The 21,779-nt window shown below is 46.6% G+C and carries 12 protein-coding genes; 5 read left to right on the top strand and 7 right to left on the bottom strand.

Annotation, left to right across the window (positions count from 1 at the left end; genetic code table 11):
• Window positions 1-361: 361 nt before the first annotated feature.
• Entirely contained in the window at window positions 362-3,703 is a 3,342-nt protein-coding gene (locus QUB77_RS08260; RefSeq protein WP_333171193.1) for a PAS domain S-box protein, read from the top strand.
• Between the two features lie 266 nt (window positions 3,704-3,969).
• Here the strand turns inward: QUB77_RS08260 and QUB77_RS08265 are convergent, their stop codons facing one another.
• Complete coding sequence (locus QUB77_RS08265; protein WP_333171196.1) at window positions 3,970-6,186, bottom strand: iron uptake porin; 2,217 nt, start codon at window positions 6,184-6,186, stop codon at window positions 3,970-3,972.
• Window positions 6,187-6,357: 171 nt separating this feature from the next.
• Between QUB77_RS08265 and QUB77_RS08270 the strand changes: the two genes are divergently transcribed.
• Together QUB77_RS08270 and QUB77_RS08275 are read left to right on the top strand one after the other, a co-directional pair.
• Window positions 6,358-7,089: a sucrose-phosphate phosphatase gene (locus QUB77_RS08270; protein ID WP_333171197.1), complete on the top strand. Its 732-nt coding sequence runs from the start codon at window positions 6,358-6,360 to the stop codon at window positions 7,087-7,089.
• A gap of 411 nt (window positions 7,090-7,500) precedes the next feature.
• A complete protein-coding gene (locus QUB77_RS08275; RefSeq protein WP_333066483.1) occupies window positions 7,501-7,854 on the top strand; it encodes a DUF6464 family protein in 354 nt (117 codons plus the stop codon).
• 82 nt (window positions 7,855-7,936) lie between these two features.
• Here QUB77_RS08275 and QUB77_RS08280 read toward each other — a convergent pair whose 3' ends face one another.
• The 6 genes from QUB77_RS08280 to QUB77_RS08305 all read right to left on the bottom strand — a co-directional run bounded on the left by QUB77_RS08280 (window position 7,937) and on the right by QUB77_RS08305 (window position 17,697).
• On the bottom strand, window positions 7,937-8,287 hold the full coding sequence (locus QUB77_RS08280; RefSeq protein ID WP_333171200.1) for a late competence development ComFB family protein: 351 nt from the start codon (window positions 8,285-8,287) through the stop codon (window positions 7,937-7,939).
• A gap of 74 nt (window positions 8,288-8,361) precedes the next feature.
• The gene (locus QUB77_RS08285) at window positions 8,362-8,670 is read right to left on the bottom strand and encodes a DUF1830 domain-containing protein (RefSeq protein ID WP_333171202.1); all 309 of its coding nucleotides are present in this window, start codon (window positions 8,668-8,670) and stop codon (window positions 8,362-8,364) included.
• A gap of 1,064 nt (window positions 8,671-9,734) precedes the next feature.
• On the bottom strand, window positions 9,735-10,121 hold the full coding sequence (locus QUB77_RS08290) for a response regulator (protein ID WP_333171205.1): 387 nt from the start codon (window positions 10,119-10,121) through the stop codon (window positions 9,735-9,737).
• Window positions 10,122-10,543: 422 nt separating this feature from the next.
• Window positions 10,544-14,014 (bottom strand): PAS domain S-box protein, encoded by a 3,471-nt coding sequence (locus QUB77_RS08295; RefSeq protein WP_333171207.1) that lies wholly within the window; start codon window positions 14,012-14,014, stop codon window positions 10,544-10,546.
• Between the two features lie 270 nt (window positions 14,015-14,284).
• Window positions 14,285-16,207, bottom strand: a complete 1,923-nt coding sequence (locus QUB77_RS08300; RefSeq protein ID WP_333171209.1) for a response regulator — start codon at window positions 16,205-16,207, stop codon at window positions 14,285-14,287.
• A gap of 203 nt (window positions 16,208-16,410) precedes the next feature.
• Window positions 16,411-17,697 carry a chemotaxis protein gene (locus QUB77_RS08305; protein ID WP_333171211.1) on the bottom strand — a complete coding sequence of 429 codons (1,287 nt, stop codon included), beginning with the start codon at window positions 17,695-17,697 and terminating at the stop codon, window positions 16,411-16,413.
• 571 nt (window positions 17,698-18,268) lie between these two features.
• Here QUB77_RS08305 and QUB77_RS08310 point away from each other — a divergent pair.
• A complete protein-coding gene (locus QUB77_RS08310) occupies window positions 18,269-20,815 on the top strand; it encodes an ATP-binding protein (RefSeq protein ID WP_333171213.1) in 2,547 nt (848 codons plus the stop codon).
• Window positions 20,816-20,954: 139 nt separating this feature from the next.
• On the top strand, window positions 20,955-21,632 hold the full coding sequence (locus tag QUB77_RS08315; RefSeq protein ID WP_333171216.1) for an N-acetylmannosamine-6-phosphate 2-epimerase: 678 nt from the start codon (window positions 20,955-20,957) through the stop codon (window positions 21,630-21,632).
• The last annotated feature ends 147 nt before the right edge of the window (window positions 21,633-21,779 follow it).

Consider the following 21,779-nt stretch of genomic DNA (forward strand, 5'->3'; position numbering starts at 1 on the left):
CTAAAATATTTAATTATTTTTTTTTCGAGAGCCGAATGATGTATATTTTATTTAGTTGAAAAAATAAATAACCGAAATTGTAAGCGATCCAAACTCTGCCAACTAAACTATACCAGAGGTAGAGTTATCGCTGCAACAACTATTATAAATTAACAACTAGGATTCCTTTGAAGGTAGAAGGCACAAGCCAGAAAGCTGAAGGAAAAAAACGAGGGAAGCCAGATTTTGTTGAGGTAGAATTTACCGCCCAAAATCTGCATGATAGCCTTTTAACTTCTGCCTTCGGAAAAGAGACAATTCTGTTAAAATCTAGGGTGTGCTGGCAGTCGGTATCTACAATAAACTCAATTTATAGAAACTCATGCAGATAGATATAAGCATTCCTTCTGAAACGCTATCGCCGACTCGTACTGGCGGCACACCGAATTTAATAGAAGAAGTCTGGAGGCTGTACGATCGCGCCCTGGCAGCTACCAGCAACGGCATCGCAATCGCGGACGCTACCCGGCCCGACAAGCCTATAGTCTACTGCAACGGGGCTTTCGAGCGGATTACAGGCTACAATCGCAGCGAAATAATCGGGCAGAACTGCCGCTTTCTGCAAGGCCCGGATACCGATGGCGCAGCCGTCGATCAAATCCGCGTGGCCCTGAAACAACAGCATGATTGCAAAGTAGTTCTGAAAAACTACCGCAAAGACGGCACCGCCTTCTGGAACGAACTCACCATCTCGCCGGTGCGCGACAGCAGCGGGCTCGTTACCCACTTCATCGGCGTCCAATCTGATATCACAGATCGCTTCCAAGCAGAAGAAGCCCTCAAACAAGCCGAGGCAAAATACCGCAGCATCTTTGAAAACGCCACCGAAGGCATATTTCAAACCGCCCCAGACGGACGCTACCTCAGCGCCAACCAGGCACTCGCCCGAATGTACGGCTATGATTCCCCCTCAGAACTGATCGCAAAATGTTCGGCAAAAAACCTTTACGCCGATCGCACCCGTCGCGCTTCATTCATGGCAGAAATCAGCAAAAACGGCTCCCTGAAAGAGTTTGAGTCCTGCGTCCGCCGCAAAGACGGCAGCACTACCTGGATCTCGGAAAACGTGCGCGAAGTCCGCGACGAAGATGGCGAACTCCTTTACTACGAAGGAACCGTCGCCGAAATCGCCGATCGCAAACAAGCCGAAGCAGCCCTGCGAAATCAAGAATACTGGCTGAAAACCGCGATTAACGCCGTCCCCGACGCGATCAACCTCACAGACAGCGAGGGGCGCTGGCTGATTGCCAACGACTGCGCCCTCCACCTTTTGGGCTGGGAAACCTCAGACTACCAGGGTAAAACTACTGCCGAACTCGCTGCCGCCGCCGATCCCAGAGTCAGAGAAATCTTGCTAACTTGGCAGGAAACCGACGAAACCACCTGGCAAGCAGGCACTCTTACCTCCAGCCGCCAGATTGTCCCCTTGCCCACAGGCGGCAGCAATTTGTTTGAAGTGCGGAAAGTGCCGCTGTTCAACCCCGACGGTTCGCGCAAAGGTTTGGCAGTCGCAGGGCGGGACATCACGCAGGAAGTGGCAGCGGATGCAGCTTTGCGAGACAGCGAACAGCGGTTTCGGGCAATTTTTGAACGCGCTGCCATCGGCATGGTAGTCGCTACCCTCGAAGGTGTTGCGATCGCCACTAATCCGGCATTTCAAGCTATGTTAGGGCGATCGGAATCTGAACTGCGGGGTGTCGGCCTCGACGACTGGGCGCACCCGGAAGACGCGCCAGTTTCGGGGGAGTTGCACCAACAGTTGGCCGCGGGTTCGCGCGAAGCTTACCAAATCGAGAAGCGCTACCTCCGCCAAGACGGCAGCATCAGGTGGGGACGCCTCAGCGCCTCTGTCATCGACAGCAGTCAGGGAACGCCACAGTTTATTTTGCAAATGGTAGAGGATATTACCGCTCGCAAACAAGCCGAGTCAGCTTTATTGCAAAATGAGGCTAAGTGGCGATCGCTGATTCTCAACAGTTCCGACATCATTACTATTCTCGACAAAAGCGGCCGCATTGTTTACGAAAGCCCTTCTGTAGAAAGAGTTTTGGGCTACGAACCAGAGGAACTCGCAGGTCAAATGGTTCTCGATTCTATCCACCCTGACGACCTTGCCTCGGTGATGTCCGACGGCGAAAAACTGATCGCAAATCCAGGCGATCCGATCGCCGTAGAAGGTCGGTTCCGGCGCGCTGACGGTTCTTGGTGTTTTCTCGAAGGCGTGGGCATTAACTTGCTAGCAGACCCCACTGTGAGGGGAATTGTGATCAACTCCCGCGATATGACCGCGCGCCGGCAAGCAGAGTACCGCCTCAGCAAAATCAACGAGTGCTTTTTGGGATTTACCACCAACGCTGCTGACAACATCCAGCGCCTGACATCCTTAGCCGGTGAGCTTTTGGGCGGAAGCTGCGCCATCTACAGCCACGTCGGTGGCGGACTGCTGCAAGCGATCGCGACTTGGCAAGCGCCCCCGGACTACCCGCTGGTCGATCGCGCCGAGGGCCACATCTGCACCGACGTATGCAGCAAAGGAAGCGATCGGGCTGTTGCCATTCCTGACTTGCAGAACACGATCTACGGCCAAATTGATCCCGCTGTCATCCGCTACCAACTGCGAAGCTATCTGGGACAAGCAGTGCGGCTGGGCGACAATTACGTGGGTGCGATGTGCGTTCTCTACACTCAGTCGATCGCGCCCACAGAAGCCGACTGCAAGCTGATTGGAATTATTGCTGCGGCGATCGGAGTTGAGGAAGAACGGGCCGCCGCCGCCTCGCGCGATCGACAAAAATCCCAAGAACTGCAAACAGCTTTGAGTGACTTGCAGCAAACTCAAATGCAGTTAGTACAAACCGAAAAAATGTCTTCCCTCGGACAGGTGCTAGCAGGAATTGCCCACGAAATTAACAACCCAGTTGGCTTTGTCGCCGGCAACCTCTGCCACGTCCGAGGCTACGTTCTCGACTTATTAGAAATCGTACAGGTGTATCGAGAAGAGTACCCAAATCCCCCAGCCAAACTTCAGCAACAAGCCGATGATATAGACTTAGAATTTCTAGCAGAAGACCTGCCCAAGTTGCTCAATTCGATGCAGACCGGATGCGAGCGCATTGTAGAAATTATTCAAACTCTTCGCAATTTCTCGCGGGCAGACGAAGCTAAAATCAAGACTGCCGACATTCACGAAGGTTTAGAAAGTACCTTGTTAATGTTGAACACCCGACTAAAAGCCAAAGCCAACTGGCAGGGCATTAAAGTGATTAAAGAATACGGAGAACTGCCGCAAATAAACTGTCATCCCGGACTGTTAAATCAGGTATTTATGAATGTATTGGCAAATGCGATCGACGCCTTGGAAGAAAGCAGCAGTCAAGCCAAAGACACCGGACTTTCTATCTTTCCTACTATTACCATTAAAACTGAAACGATTGATGACAAGAGCATTTTAATTCGGATAAAAGACAACGGTCAGGGCATTGCAGAAGATCAGATTGTGCGTTTATTTGACCCGTTTTTTACCACAAAACCCGTAGGCAAAGGCACAGGTTTGGGTTTATCAATTTCGCACCAAATTGTCGTTGAAAAACACAACGGTAAATTGCAGTGCTTCTCGGAACCCGGTAAAGGTACTGAATTTATTATCGAAATTCCAATTAAGTAGAAGGAATCAGGAAGGCACTACACGGATGAACACGAATACACGGATTAATTATTGATTGTGTGTCAATTCATGTCATGTCACTTTGGTTCGGACTTGTATGATGTTAAATTTTGTAGGGGCGGGTTCGCCTATATTTTTGATAATTATCGACAAATTATATAAACCAGCCCCGCCCATACTTAGAAACCGGATTTTTTACCTTGGGTACGAGGTAAAACGCAGTGTTTTTGTCAAAAAACCCGGTTTCTGGGTTCCCATTCGTGGAATTAAAAACTAAATTGCGTCCGCAAATTGCCTACAAAAATTGTCGGGTTGTTATCGAAATTATTGGCATTGCTGATCGCATAAAATGCTGGCACGATCGAAATATGGTCGGTGAGAGGCAAATAATAAGTTGCCTCAATTTCGTACTGCGTGCCGCCATTTCCTCCGCCAGAAACCAGAAACCTCCGACCGCCAGTAAAGTCAAAAGGTACTAAATATGACACCGTAAGCAAAGCTCCTTCTTTGAACAAATCGGGAAATGCAACTCCTAACTGATAAGATTGATTTTTGATCGTGCCGTCGGGTCGGTCAGTCTTGGGAAATATATTGGTTTCGGCGTAACCGTAGCGGCCGAAAAGACCAAAGCGGCGAGCGACTAACCAATCGAAATTGAAACTATAAGTATTTGCTGTCGAATTGCCCAGGCGACCGCCGAAACCGTCATCTGCCACACCGTTTAACGGCTTGCTGTTAGGAGATCCAATTAAGCCACCGATTTGCTGGATGTTGGAACGGCTGTACAGAAAGCGCAAATTAGTCCGATCGCTCGGACTGAATGTTAATTCTGCTGTAGTCGTATTTGTCCCACCAAACAAGCCTTGAGACGGATTGGAAGCGGAATTAAAGACGGAAGTGGGCAAAAATTCCGTACTCTCGCCCAAATAGCCAAAACGCAGTTTTAATGCGCGGCCGATATCCCACAAAACCAAAGCACCGGCACCGCGTCTGGTAGCGCTTAACAAAGGGCTGTTGTTAGAATTAAAGCTGCTCGCACCGTCTACGAAAAAGTTAAACCTATTGTTGTCAAAGTAGCGGTAGAAATTAATCCTCGGCCCGACTACTACTTGGAAGCGGTTGCTAAGCGGGAACCGGTAGGAAAGTTCCCGCAGGATAACTTCATTGGGATTTGCTCCCGCAGTTTGATCGAGAAAAGGAGTGCCAAAGGTATTGAACAGGCCCGTAGAAGTATATTGATTGGCTGGGGAATTGCCGTTACCTACAGCTAGCTGTGTAATCAATTCGTCTTTCCCTGTAAAGGAAGTAGTGAGTGTCAACCAAACTAACTGGCTGAAAGTGATTTCTGGGTCGTCCACTCTCTGCACAATGGGTCTGTTGGTGACAGGATCGCGTCCGGCTACTCGATCGAGCGGAGCAGCATTTCCATTTGTTGCTTCAACTCGGACTCGCTTGCTCGCAAAAGCTCCAGTCAGGTTAAACCAAGCAAATGCGTTTAATTTAGTGGTAGTTGAAAATTGATTGGCTTCCAATTCGGCAGTGCGGGCTTCTAAAGCATCTACTCGACCGCGCAATGTAGCTAATTCTGCTGCAAATTCTTCTTGCAATCTTTGCAAAGCAAGTAAATCTTCTCGCTTGACTAAATTACCAGTAGAACCGCCAAGTTGTTTGGTAATTTGGTCTAAGCAAGCGTTTAATCCGGCGGCGAATTCATACCGAGTCATTGCTCGATTGCCTCGAAATGTGCCGTCTGGATATCCCGCAATGCAGCCGTATCTTTCTACTAAGGATTGCAAAGCTTGAAAAGCCCAATCTGTCGGCCGCACGTCGGACAGTTGGGAAACAGAAGTGACTTGTGCTGCGTCTTCTTGTATGCTGAGGTCATCAGCGGTGCCCGTCTCGCTGCTGATGTCGGCAACTTTGCTGGCTTCAGCAACTTGTTGAGACTGAGGAGAGTTTGCAATTTCTAACTTCTGTGGGGGCAATTCGCGAATTGCCTCCGTTATTTCTGGGGCTGTTGTTGCACGATCGACTGTTGCTATATCTGTTTGAGGTAAAGCACGATTCACCCATGCTGCATCTGTTTCGGGTAAAGCACGATTCACCCATGCTGCATCTGTTTCGGGTAAAGCCCGATCGACTGTTGCTATATCTGTTTGAGGTAAAGCCCGATCGACTGTTGTTATATTTGTTTCGGGTAAAGCCCGATTCACCCATGCTGCATCTGTATCGGGTAAAGGGCGATCGACTGCTGAGTTAGCCTCTGCTGCGGTAATCGCCACTAACGGCGGTATCTCAATCTTACCTGCTGCCAGCGCTGCGTCTGGGTTAGCCTCCGGGACGGCACTCGCTTCTAGCGCAACTTCTGGAGTTGAGGTATCCTGAATTTGAGCTGTTGCGGAGATCGGCCCCAAAGGCACGGCCGCACCAGAAATCAAGAAAGACAGCCAAAAAGCTTTAACGGAGGTTGCATTATTCACCATAAAACTCACACCACTTATTGAAAATGAAATCTGGCCAATGTTAACCGATAAGCTTGCTTATAAATGTAGTTGGTTTAACAAATTCTTATAAATAGTTAAAATTATTTTAGGAAGCGAGCAATTGCCAATCACTAATGACTGATGACTACTGATTCCTGACTAATTCCCCAAATGAAGTTTTTATTAGTTACAGATTTAGACAACACGCTAGTCGGAGATGACGCAGCAACTCAAGTTTTCAACCAGCGCGTGCAATCACAGCGATCGCAAATTTGTTTGGTTTACGCTACCGGGCGTTCTCATGCTTCAACTGGCGAATTAATTGCCCAAAAGCAACTGCTAGCACCCGACTATTTGATCGCAGGTGTAGGCAGCGAAATTTACCAAGACGGAATCCTCGATTTAGATTGGGCGGAGTATCTTTCTCAAGACTGGGATAAAATGGCGATCGCCTCTTTAGCTCAGCAGTTTTCCCAGCTTAAGCCCCAATCCCCAAAAGAACAAAATCCTTGGAAAATCAGTTATTGTCTGGAACCAGCAGCAGAAAATAGTTCGATTGTCCAGACTTTGCAGCAAAAGTTAACTGAATCGAGACTGCCAGCTCAAATCATTTTTAGCAGCAATCGCGATGTGGATATTTTACCGCAAACTAGCAATAAAGGTAATGCCCTTACTTATTTACAAAAGCGCCTACAAATTCCATCTGAGGCAACATTAGTTTGCGGTGATTCTGGCAATGATATTAATATGTTTGAACAGGATGTCCGGGGAGTAATCGTCGCTAATGCTCTGTCAGAACTCTTAGAATGGCATCGCGAATTTGGCACTACAAATCATTATTTAGCTGGTTCTGCTTGCGCTTGGGGAATCATGGAAGGAATGGCATATTTTTGGGAATTTTGATTGCCAAAAATCCGGTTTGGTTTGTAGTGAGCACTGAAGTTCTCATAAAAATCACAGGACTGAATTCCTCAGTACAAACGCACCCGAAGCACCCCAAGTCCTGCAAACCGTTAAAATATGTTCAGCAATCTCAACCGCGTATCGATCGAACCTGCAAGTTGCGATAACATCAGCGTGTACTGCTTTATCAAAGCTAATCGAACTTAGCTTTAGTTACGTCAAGCGAGTTGAAGTTTATTTCCTACCCCTGTTGGTTAGTCGGCTATCCGCCGATCGCCAAAGGTTCTATAGTTAAGCTTAGCGCCTCAACCGAAATTACTCTCTCTAGAAGAAGTTATCTTTCTAGATCAAGAAGATGTCGGTTTAGTCAACTATTTGCCCCTTTAGTTCAGTTCGCGAACGCACCGCCACATGGAACAAAATACTTTACCCGTAGAGGTGATTCTCTCTCACCCCCGCCAATATTTAGGTAGCATTCGGCTGGATTGGACGCCACAACCGGGGAACTATCTAGATTTAGAGGGACAAACCTACGCTGTCTTGGAACGCCACCACCGCTATCAACTCAAATCCGGCCGCTACCGACTGCAAAAAATTGCCCTGTACGTGCAGTCGGCCACACCGCCGACGGAAAGAACTTTTGTAAGCGGCATCTGGGTTATCGGAGATGCTAGCTGTCGCTTTAATGCTCGATCGGAAATTCTGCGCTGTGCTGTCAATCCCAATGGCCCGTGCAACTGCTGCTGCGATTACCAAAAGTCTTGAACAATCGAGTCAGTACACAATTCCACCTCGCCCAACCGAGAGGGTCGAGAATCTCGGCGTCTCCCTCATTTACCAGAAACTATCACAACCAACTAGCAACTCTCGAATCAAATTTAACTTCTTCAGGCAGGCGGTAATCTATCTTCTGATAGCTGTGCAGCACCTCGCGAATTCCAGTATGAATCAAATTTTCTATGTGCAGCAATTGCTCTGAAGAACAGCGAACCTGAACTGTTTGGTTTGACACAGACTCGCCGGAGTCGATCGCAGTATATCTATTAGGAACTCGGCTAAGCACATAAGCAATTAAATCTTGTCGCAATCCCGAAGGCGAAAAAGCTTGTTGGTAGGGGTGCTTCGGATAAGACTCCAAGATAATTTCTACTTCCTCTGTGACTACAGCTAAGGTAATATTGACAAGATTTTTCTGCATTTTCCCCGTCCCCAAACACTCGTTAACTAATATTTTTGTGGTCGTTCTCGATCTCGTCTGATTTCTCATGAATTTTAACCGGCTAATACGGCCAATCGTTCTTCGGTAATCACCAGCTCGAAGTCGGAACTTACCTCTTCTATAACCCGCAGCACGTAGCAGGGAATCTTGTCGGATAAAATAGCACTTGCCACCGTACCAGTGTGAATTTCTAAGACTGATTCTGCAGCAGCTTCAAACATCAGTCGCTGTCCCGGAAACATCACTCTTTCAAAGTACCAATTAGGAATGTTCCCAATCCGAACCACCTGAACTAGGTTGGTAACATTTGCGTAATAGCACAGAATCTGGTTGTTACCTTTATAAGATAGCCGATCAGACATTTAAAAATCTCCACACTATTTCAAAAACTAACTGAGACTGGGATTTACCTGTTAGTGGTAATTGCGAGTTTTTCTCTTAATCAAACGACCTACTTATTTTTTTGGTGTTATTCGAGAGCGCGAATCACATCCTCAGTTATTAATTTTTGTAGCATTGAGTTATCCTGCCAACACTTAGAGGACTGGCGCAAAAACTCCGTTTTTCCCGGTTACACAACCCGGTTTGTTTGGTATACAGGGCTTAGATCCTGACTTATTTAGGTTGGTTGTGCAGTGGCACCAGTTAATCGAAAGTACCGTCACTTTCCCGAACTCTCCTGACAACAGGTTCGCTCTTTGGCAGCGGAATTGTGCTGAAAGTGCGATCGACCTTCAGATCCCGAGCTTGGAGTAAACTCTATCTAAAAAATATGAGGAAATTATGAAGACCATCATTTTTTTTGATAAATATACTTGGGCCGAAGCAGGGATTACAAAAGTTAGGCAAAAACCTGGTTTTTTAGCCAAAAACTTTGCTGCATCTGTGCTCCTGGGTTAAAAAAGCCGGTTTTTCCGGGAAATCTTCGTAAATCTTGGATTAGCAGGCTGAAACCTGGTTGTTTACCCAAAAACTTTGCTGCATCTGTGATTCCTGGTTGAAAAATCATTCTTGAGGCAAGTGTGCGTAACTTTTGGAGGAGTTATTCTGCCTGTAAATACGGTGATAGCCGATCGGCTTTGCAGGTAACAAAAAACCCCGACTCCCTGAGATCATCTCTAGAACTTCTAGGGAATCAGAGTTTAAATTAACCAATCACCGATCCATCTCAAAGCTAAATCAAAAAAATGAGGAAATTATGAACATAGCCGGAAAAACTAGGACTTTCCTGGACGCATAAACCCCGTTTCCTAACATAATTGCGTAATTTTCGCAACAATCTAGAGAACGAGAAAACGGGTTTCCGATCGTCATCCGGCTTTAAGGCCCCATTAATTCTTCCGTCGGACAGGGCCGACTTTGTTTGTCTAGTAGCGGTTTCAAATGCCGAGTTTGATATGCTATCTGCGATGTATTTTACCCCAGTTTACAGCAACGGTTCCCAACCGAGAATGTCCGCCACTTGCTGTGCCAAACTCAAAGGATCGAAAGGCTTGGCAATCACCCCCGCTACCCCCAAATCAGCAAATTCGCTCAAATCCATCGCCTGCACCTTAGCCGTCAGGAAAATCACCGGAATCCGCCGAGTCGGCACATTGTTTTGCAGCAAACCAAACAGAGTAAGACCGTCCATATCCGGCATCATCACATCTAGCAGAATAGCGTCAGGAAGTTGAGTTTCAGCTAAAAGCAATCCTTGGCTGCCGTCGGGCGCGCTTAGTACAATCCAGCCGCCTAAATGTTCCAGACAGGCCTGAATCACGCTGCAGAGGTTTTTTTCATCATCAATGACCAGAATGCGCTTTGCTGACATAATTAAAACTCAAATTTTAAATTAATTATGGTAAACCGAAAAAAAATTTACGCACGCTGCCTCCTCAACCGGGTTTCTTGACAGATATAGCAGAAGGAAGAAGCAATAAAATTAAGAGTTTCAGCACTTAAGAACGTCCTAATCGAGCGAGGTTGCTATATTATGCCACTCACCTACTGAAACCATGACCAGAAAAATCGGGTGTTCCATAATGGCGGGATGATTGTGATTGTTTTGTGGGATGGGCCCATGAGCCCGTCCGGTATATTTTCACCGCAGGCGGGACGCCTAACCCCTACTCCCCACAAGCATCATCCTCCAATTGTCCCACGCCAAAAATCGACATATCAGCCTCCCAAAATCATCCTACCCGCCTGCGTTTCCAGCAACTTTAGCTTTCGCGATATCTTATCAAAGCAATCTCAAACCTCCAAACTTTTTCCCCCTTCGCCTTCCAACGGTGCAGGCACTGTGAAATAGAAACTGCAGCCTTGTGAGACAACACTTTCGACCCAAATTCTGCCCCCGTGCTGCTGTACAATGCTGCGACAAATAGCCAAACCCAAACCCGTACCTCCTTTTTGGCGGGAGTCAGAAGCATCGACTTGTTGAAACCGTCCAAAGATAGTTTCTAGTTTATCTGCTGGAATCCCCCGCCCTCGATCTTTGACTTCAAATAAAACCCGTGAAGCATAGCTATCTGGTACGGAATCGCCTAAATCTTTAACCCTGACAGTTACTGTACTCCCTGGAGCAGAGAATTTAATCGCATTGCTCAACAAATTTACCAGCAGTTGAACGATCCTGTCGGGGTCAGCCCAAATTTGAGCTGTTTCCGGCAAAATCAACAAATCAATGTTATTTTCAGCAGCCAAAGAAAGTACAGCTTCTGCAGACTTCCGCATCAAAACCTGGGCATCGCACCACTGCTTGACGAGGATAACTTGGCTCGAATCGAGCCGCTCTAAGTCGAGAATATCGTTTACCAAACGCACTAACCGTTCGGTATCGCTCGAAGCGATTTCTAACATCTGTTTGGCCGTTTCCGGTTTATTTTTCAGTACCCCAGCCGCCAGCAAACCTAAAGAACCGCGAATGGAGGCAAGCGGCGTTCTCAGTTCGTGGCTGACAATCGAAATAAACTCATTTTTCATTTTTTCAATTGCCCGACTTTCTGTGATATCTGTGACGGTGCCGACGTGACCAATTAGTTGAGATCTGTCGGAAAAAATCGGAGCTGTTTTCAGCCGACAAAACCGGATGGTTCCGTCTCGCTGAATGTGGCGGAATTCGCAGGAAAATTCCCCATGTAGCGATTGTGATTCCGACCACTTAGACAGAATTAGTTTGAGGTCTTCGCGGTGAACAAACCGCATCCAGCCTTTTCCTAAAGCTGCTGCCGGTGTGAAGCCGCCAATTGCTTGACAGCGAGGATTTGTATAGGTACATTTCCCCTCAGTATCGATTTTGAAAATGCCCACGGGGGAACTCTCGCTCAGAGACCGAAATAAAGCTTCGCTTTCCCGGAGTTCTGCTTGAGAGCTTTCTAGTTCTCTGGTTCGCTGCAAAACTCGCATTTCTAACCGTTCGTTGAGCTGTTGGAGGGCGGCTTCAGCAAGTTTGCGATCGCTAATATCCCGGTGCACTGATACCCAGTGGGTAAACTCACCATTTTCGTCCGCTATGGGCACAATGCTCATTTCTACCCAAAATTCCGTCCCGTCTTTGCGGTAATTGATCGAGTCAACCCGCACCGGCTGCCAGGTTTTCAAAGCTGTCCGAACTCGATGGAGACTGGCGCGGTCTGTTTTTTCTCCTTGCAAGATGCGCGGCGTTTTGCCCACAATTTCTTCTAGCGTATAGCCGGTCATCCGCGTGAAAGCTGGGTTGACATAAATAATTCGCGGGCCTGGTTCCTCAATCGGTTCAGCTTCGGTAATTAACACGGCGTCGTTAGTGGTGGTGACTACTGATTCCAACAGGCGCAACTGTAATTCTCTAGCTTTGCGATCGGTAATTTCTGTAACAGTCCCCACCATCCGCACTGCATCGCCGGCTTCGTTGTAAAAAAACTTACCTTTCCCCTCCATCCAGTGAATACTGCCGTCGGGCCAAACCACGCGGTTTTCGTGACAGAAATCTCCTCGCTGGGCCAGGGCCTGATTTATAGCATTCTCCACACCTTTTAAATCTTCTGGGTGAACGCAAGCTGCAAAACTTTGATAAGTTCCGGCAAAAGTTCCCGGCGCCAACCCAAACAACTCTTCATGTTCCCTCGACCAAACTATGCGATTTTTCTGCACGTCCCAATCCCAAAATCCAATTTTGGTAGCCGACAAAGCTAAGCTAAGCTGCTGATTGGTTTTCCGCAACTCCATGCTAGTAATAGCAACTCGCAGTTCTCGGGCTATTTCGATTTCGCACCGCTGCCAAGGCAAAGATTTTAACCTCACAGTTTCTTGCCACAAGTCAAAGGAATTGCGAGGAGACAGCGGCCGGCTGCCATCCGGTTTAACTTCAATTTCCTCGTCTGGTTGACCGGCCCAGTTGACAGTTTGAATTGTTTCTGGACGGAACCACAAAATGTAATAATTTTGCATCTCGGACATGGCAAGTACCAGCAAACCGCTAGCAACTTCTTTAAACTTCTCAGATGGCGGATACAGTTTTGAGAGAGAATCTGTATGAAAAATATCATTATTTTTTTGATTTTTTATCCAAGCAATTAAGCTTTCGATTTCTACCAATTCCGGGGTTTGGCCGATGGTTGTTAAATTTTCATTGGCACAAACAACTCCACCGGTTGCGCCCACTAAGGTCAGCAATTCATCTCGGTATTTAAGTAAACCTTCTACAAACCAGTGTGATTTAGAAATTTTGGTAACAAATTTATGGCAATTTTCTTTTAAATAAATTGCATATTCCCAATTTTCGCTATCTTGTTTGTAGCTGAGTTCTAGATTCACAAACTTGGCTAGCAGTTCGCAAGCCTTTCTTGTTTCGTAGCTGACATACTTTCGTGTAGGGTGGTGACAGGCAATCAATCCCCAGAGTTTTTGATCTTTGATTAATGTCAAGGTCATGCTAGCACCAATGTCCATGTTTTTGAGGTATTGAACATGGCAAGGGGAAACTGCTCTCAACAAAGAGAAGCCCAGATCTAGTGGGCGACCAGTCAGCGGATTGCAGTGAGGAATTAGTTCTACAGGCTGACAGTTAATATCGGGAATAAACCGAATTAAATTCATGGTAAACAGGTTTCTTGCCTGGGGGGGAATATCGCCAGCCGGATAGTGCAGTCCCAATAAAGGAGCCAAACTTTCTACTTTGTCTTCGGCGACCACTTCCCCCGCACCTGTGGCATCAAATTGATAGACGATCGCTCTATCGAAACCGATCATCCTCCGCACTTCTTCAACTGCTGTCTGACACAGCACTTGCAGGTTTTGTGTTCTGTGGATTTTGTCGATCGGCTCTTGGACTAAATGATAAAAATTGAAAGAATCGCTAGGTTTTGGGGAAACAGCCGACTCGAGTTCAAGAATTAATGCTGAACTAGATTGATGCACCGTCCCCTGAAAAAAAGACTGGCGGTTTTGACTTTTGAATGATAATCTGATACCGTTAGATTGATCGCAGTTTTCAAATAAAGCTTTTTCTATAGCCTCAATTTCCTCAGTTTCGACAAATTCCTGTAAAAATTTGCCCAAAAGTTCTTCGGGATAAATGCCGAGATCCTCAAAAATATTGTTACTAACTTGCAAAATTTTTAAATCAGGAGATTCCAGCACTAAAAGGATGCCATGAGGTTGGATCGCAGCCGGGGCGTAAATTAGTTCGCAGTTGCTGCCATTGAGATTGTCTGTGTCTGAGGGCAATACCATTGCTTTCATCTGATTAATACTTCTCTAAATTAGCCTGTGTTCTCGATCGGCGGGCCAGCATCAATCAACAGCACCGCCTCGGATTCACACAATCTAACAATCCCAAGTCTTGGCTAAGGCTTCCTGATTTGTTTCGGACACGCACTGCATATTTGCTCCTAGTTATCCCATTAAAAAAAAAGAATACAACTCTAGGTACGTGATCGAAAGCCATATCTTATCAGTCATTCCCAGTTCTTCAATTCTTTAATTCTTTAATTTTTTAAATCTAAAATGAGATTAGCGCTGTGCCTGAGCCAGTCTGTTTCTGAGTTGAGTCCGCTCCAAACGATTCAGGAGGCGAGCAATCAATTCCGGTTTCACGATCGGCTTGTTCACGTAGTCGTCAGCACCTGCGACAAACATTTGGCGCACTGTTTCCGATTCGGAATGAGCTGTCAAAAATAGCACTGGGAGCTTGCTCCAGCGCAAATCGTTGCGAACTGCCAAACACAGCTCGATACCGCTGTAACCGGGCATCTCGACATCTAAAATTAGCAAATCCGGACAAGTCGTTTCGAGTACCTCCCAGAACTTTTCGGGATCGTCCAAGGTTGTTACTTGAAATCCCCAAGGTTGTAGAATCACTTGCAGTGCAGCCAATAGATGCACGTCATCGTCTACCACCATAACTTTAGCTTCAGCAGGGCCACTCTGGTCGAGTAGTTGGGCGACTGCTTTGAGTATATCTGCTGGGGGGATAGATTTGTGTAAAAAGCCGGAAGCTCCCAAACGAGCAACTTCTATTCGATCGCTCAATTGATTGTGTCCGCTAAAAACCATCACCGGAATTTCGGGCTTTTCACTGCGGAGTTCGGCTAAGAGAGAAACTCCGTTTTCCTGAGCTCTGGAAAATGTCAAATCCAGCAAAATCGCGTCGGGAGGCTGCTGAGAAATCGCATTTCTTGCCGCTTGCGGAGAGTTGGCAACTTCTATCTGGAAGCCGGAACCGGATGCTACTGTTTTCAGTTGCTCGCTCCCAAAAGTATCATCATCAACAATCAGCATTCGGCGCTTTTGGGAAACCGCAGGAACCAAATCGCCTTCTGGTTCGGGCGACGGGTGATCGAATATATGTTTGAGCTTATGCAGAAATCCCTCAATCTCCTGAGCCGTACCCGGTTTCAAGATATTTTCAGCCTTGAACAAATGTTCTATCTGGCGCGCAACTTCCGAACCTTTCGGCAGGCCTAACGTTCCCAAAGAACCGACTAATTTGTGAGCTTGAGCCTGGGCTGCCTCGCGCAGTTCGCCCTCCAAGCTTCCGTTTTTCAGTTGAGCGATCGCGCGATCGAATATCGCCACCTTTTCTATAAAATTAGCTTTTAAATTTCCCCGCATTTGGGCAATCGCATTCAAGACTTTGAGACGGCGCTCGTCTTTGTTTAATTCCTGGCTCGACCCGCTGGATTCAGTAGATAAAGTCTCTTGAGTTTTAGCAGTTTCTGCCGTTTCCTGTCCAACTTGTTGGCTATCAATCTCCTCCGGCAGACTTTTGAGCCGATAGCCCAATCCGTACACGGTTTCCACTAAATCTACTGTCATCCCGGCTGTTTTCAGCTTCTGCCGCAGGCCCTTGATGTGAGCGGTAACGGCTTCTTCTTGAGGAAATTCGCCGGCCGACCAAATGCGATCGAGGATGGCGCTGCGACTGAAAATGCGTCGGGGATTTCTCAGGAAAAGTTCTAGCAAATTGTACTCTTTGGGAGTCAAGTGCAGCACTTTTTCGGCATAAGTTACTTCCGTAGTGTCCGGGTTGACTTGCAGTTTTTCCCATGTCAAATTTGTACTCGACAAAGTTGCCTTACCCCGGCGCAGCAAAGCTCGAATTCGAGCGATTAATTCTTCGAGATTAAAGGGTTTGACCACATAATCGTCTGCACCCGCCTCTAAACCTTGGACTCGATCGTTGCTGCTATCTAGCGCTGTCAGCAGTAAAATCGGCATTTGGCAGCCGGACGATCGCAATTTTCGACACAAACTAATGCCGTCGAGTTTAGGAATCAGCACATCCAAAACAATCAGGTCGTAATCGTATGCCTGCACCAAATGCAACGCTGTTTCACCGTCTGCTGCCGCATTCACATTGTAATTGTGAGAGTTCAGCGCTTGAGTCAGTAAACTGACTGTAACTGTGTCATCTTCTACCAGCAGGATTTTCATAAACGTCACCTGTCCTTCCAACTCTTATTGGAACTTTGTTATCGGTTTGTGGGGCTAATTAAATAGCCTTTTTACAACTGAATTTAAAAATTCCCCACCTTCAGTATAACAAATAGTATTCTTGAAATAGTATAAGGATCAATTATTATTTTAATTGGATTTGTTTTCCTCGGGTAATATTTCATTAGATTCGGGCTGGGATTTTAGGGCTTTTTGGACTTCAGCGCCTGCTGAATCTTTTGAATCAGATATTGCGAGGAATCTTGATGTTTAACTAAGTTTTCCAACTCGGAAACCGCTACTTCGGCGTGTTCTATATCTTGAACTAAAGAATCAGCGGTAACACTTTTTATGACGCCCAAAGGTTCTTGAGTAGCGGTCAATGAATTGAATTTTTTTTCGGCTATTAATTCTTCCAACTCTAGCAGGGCCATTTCTGCGCGATCGATCTTGATCGTCACGGATTTAGCCACATTAGCACCCGCTCTTGCTGCCTCCGTGAGTTCGTGAACTCGAAGTTTAAACCGGCTGGCAATTTGCTCCATTTGAGTCCCCAATTCAAAAGTTTTACTTGCCAGTCTGCCAATTTCTAGACTCACTTTGCTCAGACCGCTGGGCTGACTTCCCATTTGATTGGTAACTACAGCCACTTGTACTGCTAAATGCCTGACTTGTTCGATCGCCTCCCGGATAGTTCGGGAAGTGCGGTTAACAGTTTCTAAATCATTAGCTATTGCTTTGCCCACGCCCAAAATTTTATCTGTATTGTTGCAAATAGAATTAGCCCCTTGAAAAGTAGCTTGAAACGCTTGGCGACCTTCCGAAGAAATCAGTTTCGCAATCCTCACAAATCGCTGATTCATTTGAGCAATTTCTTCAGCTTGTTTGACCAGGGCCGCTTGCTGGGAACTGGGATGGGTATGAAACTTTTCTGCTTGACGTTGGTGGATTTTCAAAAGCTCATTACATTCGTGAAACTTAGCCTGCTCTTGTTGAAGGAGCGCTAAATACTTGTGTCTTTCTACTCGGTATTTTTGAATAACTTTGTTGGCTTGCGCTAACAGTTTCGACTGGGCAATCACCAAAGTATGAATGTCCAAAAGGCGGTGACTTTGGTCTTCCATTACCACAATAATCGGTTCATAAATCAAGTCTTTGTGTCTGTTGAAAGACGCTTGGACAGCATCGTCAACTTTCCAGTTTTCCGAAAGCAGCAAAGGCGGAATTCTAATAAAATCTAACAAGGCTCGAATCGGGTGTGACCCGTAAAGTTCTACGCGATCGGGAAAACTCATTTGCTCTCGAAATTTGACGCGAGAAATCATCCCCAATACCTGTGATTCATGAGTAATAATGACTCCCGGCAGGTCGGGTTCTTGCTCAAATCTTTCAGCCACTACCTGTCCTAGAGTTGCAGCGCTCACTTGGAAGTCGTGACACGGCAGATGTCCGATCGTGAAATCGGGGGTGAGTTGAGTTGGATTGCTCATTTACCCGGATAGTGTTAAGTACAAGTTAACAAATTATATATTAATATTATACTGGAATAAGATTGTTGAAAGTAGTCAACGACCCAGCACGGAAGTGACTGGGCACGGGGGCCTAAAACTTCATTTTCAGTTGACCAGCCTGAGACCTTTGATGTCTAGGTTTTTTGAGTAATGACACCAAGCGGATGCGTAGCTAGTTCCCTGTTCTGTCGTTAAGGGTTAAACATTTTTATTTTGGTTAAGGACGTGCCATTAGGCGAATCAGCTCCGAAAACAAAGGCGCGTGCTAACTTCACCCCAGCAATGGGAGTAGAATTGCTTAGTTTCCATCAACAACCCGGTTCACAAACACAACCAGAAGCGATCGATTATACAGCCGTATCCCTTCCCCCAGTTTCCTCCTACCGCTTTCGCGCTCGTCAAGCGCTCGAGCGCGGGTTACTCGTCCCGAAGAAAGATGACAACTATAGGGAGAAATTAGCTCTCTGACCCCAATGCCTTCTATTACCTACTTTCTGACAACAGGGACATTCATATTTTGTTCTTTAAAACAACCGGGAAAATATCTAGATTGAAACCAAAAACCTTAAATCGGACTTTGCCGCTAGCAACCTTTGAGGCTGCTTACCAGTTGTTACAGCAAATGGCTGAAATCCCAGGGGCGATTTGGCTGACCGACGATGCGATCGCTGATTCTCAAAATCGGGAAAATTCGTCGGAAAGGTTTGCAGCAGTGGTATCAGAGCATTTTAGCGCGCTGCTGCGGGGCAATCTATTAGATGAGTTCGCAACAAACGGACACAAGCACAGCGAAAAAAATCTCCATTCGCAATTGAATGTGCAGTTGACTTTCGATCCTGGGGCGATCGCCAATTTCCTGTCTCCCCTCGCAGACAAACTCGCAGAAATAACGGGCGCACCCTCGTGGCAAATTGACATTCGCGCCCTCAAACAAGCAATTAAAAATATACAGACAAACTCGGCCGTTCTTCAAAGCGAATTCACCCTAAATTTGCTGGATATTCTCGCGGCCAATGCCAGCCCAAATAATCGCCTGCCCCTACACAGCCAAACAGAAATAGAGGGAAAATCCGCCCCCAAAGTTATAGATCCAGAAACGCTACAGACCCAAATTGCTGAAGCCGTCAATCAATTACAAATTGCCAGCCCCTGCATTTCATTTTGTCAGCCAGTAGAAGATGCTTTGCAGCAGCAGCTTGAACAAGAGCGACTTTTGAATCAGGTGACAACTCAAATCCGCCAGAGTTTGGAATTGCCTGTAATTTTGTCAAAAGCAGTCGAGCGAGTGCGAGAGTTTTTGGAGGTCGATCGCCTGTTAATTTATCAATTTGAAAAAGTGCCAGCGCCGCACAATGGTGAGTTAGGTAAAGAAATATCTGCGGCGGTTTCGGGGTCTGGCGAAATCCAAGAAAATTCCGGGTCTTACTTGTATTTAGGTCGCGTTACCTACGAAGCTTTAGCCAACGATGATATCTCGTCTGTACTGAATTTTACTGAAGAAGCGCAGTGTTTTACCCATGGAGTCATTGACCGAGAGAAATATCGCAAAGGTTTGGCTTTGTGCGTCGCGGATGTGGAAACAACTTACTCTTCGCACCCTTGTTTTTTAGAGTTGATGCGGCGGGCAAAGGTGCGGGCGAAGTTGCTAGTGCCGATCGTAGTTCAAGACGAGTTGTGGGGGCTGCTAATTGCCCACCAGTGTACTTTTCGGGAGTGGGAAGAAAGCAAAAAAACATTTTTGCGACAAATAGCAGAACATTTGGCGATCGCGATTTACCAAGCCGAACTTTATGCACAAGTCCAGCAGCAAAAGCGCACCTCAGAACAGCGCGTAATAGAGCGCACGCGAGAACTGCGCGATGCACTGGTCGCCGCCCAGTCTGCCAGCCTCGCCAAGAGCGAATTTTTGGCAGCTATGAGCCACGAATTGCGGACTCCTCTCACCTGCGTCATCGGCATTTCCGACACGCTGCTGCGGTGGTCTTACGGCAAAGTTGGCAGCAAAGAAGTGCCGATACAAAAGCAGCGGCAGTACCTGCAAACTATCCGAGACAGCGGCGACCACTTATTAGAATTAATTAACGATATTTTAGATTTATCGCAAGTAGAAGCGGGAAAAGCCATATTAAAAATTAGTGAATTTTCACTTTCTAAATTAGCTTCTCAGAGCCTGCACGCCCTCAAAGAAAAAGCGGCCGCTAAAGGCGTGGAACTGCTGCAAGAACAGCGGATAAAACAAGAGTGCGATCGCTTCATCGCTGACCCGCGCCGCTTGAGACAAATTCTCTTCAATCTTTTAGGAAATGCGATTAAGTTTACTCCCAAAGGCGGGCGAGTCATCCTGCGAGTTTGGGTGACAGAAGATAAAAATCGAACGCCGGCATTGCGGCAGGCCGGTACTGCACCTGCTGGCAGTACCGCTGTTTTTCAAATCAAAGATACTGGCATTGGAATTCCCGAAAATCAGCGATCGCTTTTGTTTCAAAAATTCCAACAGTTGGATTCCCCCTACCGCCGGGAATACGGCGGCACCGGTTTGGGATTGGCTTTAACTAAACAATTAGTAGAGCTTCACGGTGGCGCGATCGAAGTCAACTCTAAAGTTGATGTCGGCTCTACTTTTACCGTTTTTATACCCATCCAAAGTCTAAGCAAAGATGAATCCACAAAATTCACCTATGAAAAATCTAATTCATCTTTACCGCTGCATTATTCTTCGCGGGGCAGCCTCGTACTCGTGGAAGAAGATGAAGAAACTGCTATGCTGATTTGCGATATCCTGACAGCAGCCGGACTGCAAGTGGTGTGGATGATTGAAGGTTCGGCGGCGGTGGAACAAATTGAACTTTTACAACCGAATGCTGTGATTGTCGATATGCGTTTGCCCGGTATGAATGGCTGCGAAATAATTCACCAACTGCGCCAAAAATTAGCTACTGAAAATATCAAGATTCTCGCTTTAAGCGCTAATGAAATTCCCCCCGATCAGATATCTTTCGTGACGGCGGGAGCTAACGATTGTTTGGCTAAACCGATTCACCCGGAGCAATTGCTGGACAAAATTATTTCTTTAATGGCTGGGATTGGTAATGGGTAATACAATTTTAGATTTTAGATTTTAGATTTGGGAATGACTCATTGGATATGGGTTGGGATTTGGTCTACAGTTACATTCTTTTTTTTGAACTGGTATAATTTGTAATTCCCAATTACCAATTGCCCATCCCCAATTCGCCATGATTAATTGTCAAATTCCTACAGGATTAATTGTTTCTTGTCAAGCACCTGCTGATTCGCCGCTGCACGATCCGATCGTAATTGCGGCAATGGCTCTAACTGCCATCAATCGAGGTGCATCGGGCGTGCGGATTGACACTCCGGCTCACATTGCAGCGGTGCGAAAACAGATATCTGCTCCCATAATTGGGATTTGGAAACAGCAATTGCCGGGATGCGAGATTTACATTACTCCTCGGTTTGAAGACGCGCGGGCGATCGCCGCTTCTGGAGCCGATATTATCGCCGTTGATGCTACTCTGAGAAACCGTCCTGCTGGCGGGGAAGATTTAAAGACATTAATCGGGCGAATTCACAGTGAATTGGGCAAATTAGTGATGGCGGATGTAGATACAATAGAAGCTGCGCTCGCGGCAGCCGAAGCTGGTGCAGATACTGTAGCAACTACTCTTTTTGGCTATACTGCCCAGACGGAAAATTTCTCGCCGCCGGGATTTGATTTGCTTGCGGAAATGGTAGAAAAGCTTAAGGTTCCCGTTATCTGCGAAGGCGGGATATCGGGGCCGGAAATGGCTAAAAAAGCCTTGGATTTAGGAGCGGCGGCTGTTGTTGTCGGGACAGATATTACTGGGATTGATATTAAGGTGACAGCCTATAAGTCGCTGATGGGGAAGTAAGTTCGGCAACGGATTTTTTAACGGATGTAACGGATTGAAGCAAGTTCGGCAACGGATTTTTTAACGGCTGTAACGGATGTAACGGATTGAAGCAAGTTCGGCAACGGATTTTTTAACGGCTGTAACGGATGTAACGGATTGAAGCAA

The organism is Microcoleus sp. AT9b-C3, assembly GCF_036705485.1.
Taxonomy (GTDB): Bacteria; Cyanobacteriota; Cyanobacteriia; order Cyanobacteriales; family Microcoleaceae; genus Microcoleus.